Source organism: Bacteroidota bacterium, assembly GCA_016194975.1.
In the GTDB taxonomy this organism is placed as follows: domain Bacteria; phylum Bacteroidota; class Bacteroidia; order Palsa-965; family Palsa-965.
On the sequence record JACQAM010000010.1, the window covers coordinates 1 to 3931 of the forward strand.

At 42.2% G+C, this 3931-nt stretch carries 2 protein-coding genes; both read right to left on the minus strand.

Features of this window, described 5'->3' with window-relative positions; translation table 11 throughout:
- Positions 1 to 136: 136 nt before the first annotated feature.
- On the minus strand, positions 137 to 1534 hold the full coding sequence (locus HY064_08590; protein ID MBI3510708.1) for a DUF4157 domain-containing protein: 1398 nt from the start codon (positions 1532 to 1534) through the stop codon (positions 137 to 139).
- 19 nt (positions 1535 to 1553) lie between these two features.
- On the minus strand, positions 1554 to 3164 hold the full coding sequence (locus HY064_08595) for a hypothetical protein (GenBank protein MBI3510709.1): 1611 nt from the start codon (positions 3162 to 3164) through the stop codon (positions 1554 to 1556).
- Between the last annotated feature and the right edge of the window lie 767 nt (positions 3165 to 3931).

The window sequence follows — 3931 nt, forward strand, 5'->3', positions numbered from 1 at the left end:
CTTTTTTCCCTTTCTCCTGTTCATGAAGAATGGAAATGATTTGTGTTTCTGTGAATTTTGATTTTCTCATAGCTGTTTAAAATTAGTGGTTTTTTAATTTGCCCTCTAATTTCAAATGGCCGAACTTTGGGGAAGCTTACACCTCGTCATCTTTCGCACTGAAAAATTCCATCAGGAATCCTGCAACCAGAACGATCAATGCAACTATGGCCGCTATTTCCCATCCGACGAGAACTGCAATAATGGCGAGCACCACTACACCTATAATAGCGATGATGGCATTGATCAGAATATTTTTGAAAGAAACTTTATCAAGTATATCCCTGAGCGCCTTCGCCTTTTTCTGTGTCGGGCTCATCTTGTCCCATGTAACGGGTCCGCTTTGCGTAGTGGTGGCAGTTGCTGGAACCGTCAGCCCATCGGCAAATTGTTTTGCGGTGAGAAGGTAATGCTGGTTGAGCGGGCTGTTCTGAAGTAATTCGAGCGGAATGTTTCCGGTGGTAGACATTTTTGTAATGAGATCATTAATGGAAACACCACCGAGTTCTCCCTGCCCTTCTCGCGGAAGAACTTTTGTTTGTCCACCGTAAACAGTAATGCTGTATTTGAAGCGCGTCAATCCTTTTGAATCCATTGACACTTTATCGTCCATAGGGATATTGACCATATCCATGACGATGTGAACAGAACGTCCGTCTTTCAGATCAACAGTGATAACGCGGCGGTACACGAACGCTTTTCCTCCCGAAGGTTGCGCAGGAATATTGTCGCGATTCAGGTCCATTACATAAGCATCCTCAACCTGCACACGGTTTCTGTCGGTATAAATTTTCCCATATTGCGGATCGTTGTAGGAAACCTTGAAACTGTCTTTGTAATCAAATTTATGCTGGTACGTTTCATCCTCCGGCATATAGTAAGGATAACCCGGTTTAAACTTCAGGGTCAATGTTCCTTTCGTTTTCGGTTGCCGCTGAATTTTTCTGTTCACCGCACCTTTCTGCTGCCGGGTGTGTACGAGTTCGTGTGCGAGCAATTCTTTTCCCTGTGCCGATGCCGGATCGTAATTTCCATTCTTGAAATAAATATCCTGTCCGTGTGTGAACGCGCGTGCATTGATGCTCTCGCTCATCTCATGCGCGTTACTTCCCGTGTGAATTTTCACATCGCTGAAGTCGGCGCCCATCTTGCTTCCCATGTCGCGCTGCACATGAGCAGGCAACGGACTTCCGCTTCCTTTACTGCCGTGCAATTGCTCGGTGAATTCGTGAGAAGCAGAGACGTGTTCTCCTTCGTGATTGGCGTGAACAGTCGGTGAAGCTGCATGCGGCATGGGATGAATTTTCGCATCGCCACCGTCGACTACTTTACGCGCAATATGTTCCGCCTGCTTTTCCGATGGATCATCCGGATGACTCACAGGTACACTTTCACTCTTCTTCTGCCCTTTTTCTTTTTTTCGCTGCACATCCTTCGCACGCATTGCGCGGTGTATGTCGGCGAGATCTCCGGAACGGTTATCGTGACTGTACATTTTTATTCTTTAAATGAAATTACCATTGCACGTATATCGTTTCTTTATTCCAGGGAAATTTAATGATACCGATCCCCCACGGAAGGCGATCGATGAGAACCTCAACGGCGGAATCGCGGTGAATCAAAAGACTCCAGTGTTTTTCTTCATGCTTAAGCCGGCCTTCTTTCTGAAGAAAAGTAGTTCGCAATCCGTGAATGGAGGTATTTTTAAGTACAGGCCAATTCGAAATAATGGATTCAAGTAAAGTTTCCGATTCTTTACATTCTTTTTCATTCAGTTCTCTTTTCACCGGAACCGGCTGCGCGATTTCCATTCCGCAGAAGATCTTATTCAGCACAAGTTCGTGTTCGGTCAGCTCTGTTTCTTTTACTTTCTGTTCGCCATAAACAAGCCATTGAAGAAGGTGCACGGCTTTATGTTTTGCTTCTTCGCTCACAAATTCTTTTCCTTCTACAATGCCCAGATTCCGGAAGAAAGAAGGGAGATAAGGATGAAGAATGACCATGCCGGCATTATGGATGTAAATGTCATCTTCAACTTCGGGCGCTTCGGATAATTCTTTCTCTTCTGTTTTTATGATATCAAGAATGAGGTCTTCTTTTTTTTCATTTTTGGGGAAGCTGCTGTTTCCCGGGTAATGATCTGCCGTGTTATTCCGTTTCAGTAGCACTTCAAAAATTTTCAGCACTGCACTTATTTCAGGATTGTTTATTTGTTGTGCGATAACAGTAAATTCTGCTCCTGGTGAAATTTTATATTTTTCAAAAGCACGTTCCAGTATGAAAAAAAGATAATTGACGATTGGATGATTTTTATTTGTTGAAGAAGAAGGATGGGAGAGAAGACTCATTGGGGAAGAAAAATATATCAGGGTTTCTTTCCTCAGGAGAATTTCAACCTCGCCGGAAGTGATAATAGTTTTTCCTTTGAGGGCCCATATTTTTTCTGATCGCGATAATTCAACGATCAGTTTCTGTAATTGCACCGACAAAGGGGAGAGTTGAGAAGAGAAACTGCAACCAAGGATAGCGGCGAGATAATTTGACTGGCCGGGTTGTAATTGAAGTGCGAGCCGTTGAAAAACATGTTCCTTCGTGCCAAGCTTTTGTAGTGCCAACCGCAATTGATCAGGAAATTTTTCAAGAGCGATCGCGATCATCTCCCGGAGGGAAGGTTTTTTCTTTCTGTCATCTGACCATGGAAAAATTCCGAATTCGAGGTAGTACAACAGTGTTTCAAATTCCGATACTGCGCGCAAGCGCCTACGCGCCTCGACAATTATTTTATCTTCCCCGGAAATGGCTATCTGCACGTTTGCATTTCCGGTTATATCGTTTCGTACTTCATAAAGAAGAACCGATAGGGCCTGTTCCATTTCTGCTTTGATCCTGGCTGGAAAATCATAACTCAAGTGCGCAACAGGGATCTCACCAAGATCGATCTCAACCCTGCTTAACTGAATCACTTCATCTACACCGATCAACCGGTTCAGGATCTCTTCGATAATATCAAGGATGATCCGCTTGTATTCAGCGATAAGTTTGTTCTGGATGCCGAACGCTTCTTCATGCGTTGGCAATCCTATTTCAATAATGAGTTTTCGGATGATATGATTTTGTTTGCTCATTTTTTAATGCGGGCATTCTTCGAAATGAATTGAATTTCTGCAGTATAAAAATGAGAAATCTTAAATCAGAATTCATGGACATATTTTTTCGGTTTCAGGTCAAAAAAAGTGATGTCACTGTGTACAAATACTTGTTTTTCAATAGTGGAGACTTATCAAGGAGTCGTTTTTTCACTTTAGCAAATTCGGCGATGATCTTGGGTACTGTGATTATCTGTTGTTTATTGGTACGAAGGGGAATCGATGGTGTTCCGGTCGTGGAATAAAGCGGGAAAAATTCATCTTCCAGTTCTTTACAGTTGATTTTTTCAGAAAGTAAAACCAACTCGTGCCTGAGATTAATGAACTCGCTCAACAGAGGTTGAAACAAATCCTTTTGCGTTCGATCAGGCGATTTTCCAATCATTTTTCTGCCGTGTTTTTGACAAATTTCATTGCTAAACGGCAGAATTAAACAGCACTTTAAATTGTTTTTCCCAATGTTTTCAACGCATTGAAGAGTTTTTCAGGATTGACTAAATATTGTTCATATACTTCCCTTTCAAGTTTGCTGGAACCTGGCATCGCGTGGTAAATTTCTTCGATTAAATTTTGTCCTTTTAATTTACCTGCTCCTTTAAAATGAGTGTCTTCGTAACTTCATACCAAAACACCAGTTTAAAAACTGGTGATAATGAAACACCTCATTAAAAACTGGTGATGGTTTCTTGAACACTCTCACCTCAAGATTTTCTTTCGAATAGAACAATTAACTTTTCCCTTCGAGA

Bases quoted from the DNA above. Each gene is read 5' to 3' on its own strand.
- HY064_08595 (MBI3510709.1), bottom strand. From the start codon at position 3,164: ATGAGCAAACAAAATCATATCATCCGAAAACTCATTATTGAAATAGGA.
- HY064_08590 (MBI3510708.1), bottom strand. From the start codon at position 1,534: ATGTACAGTCACGATAACCGTTCCGGAGATCTCGCCGACATACACCGC.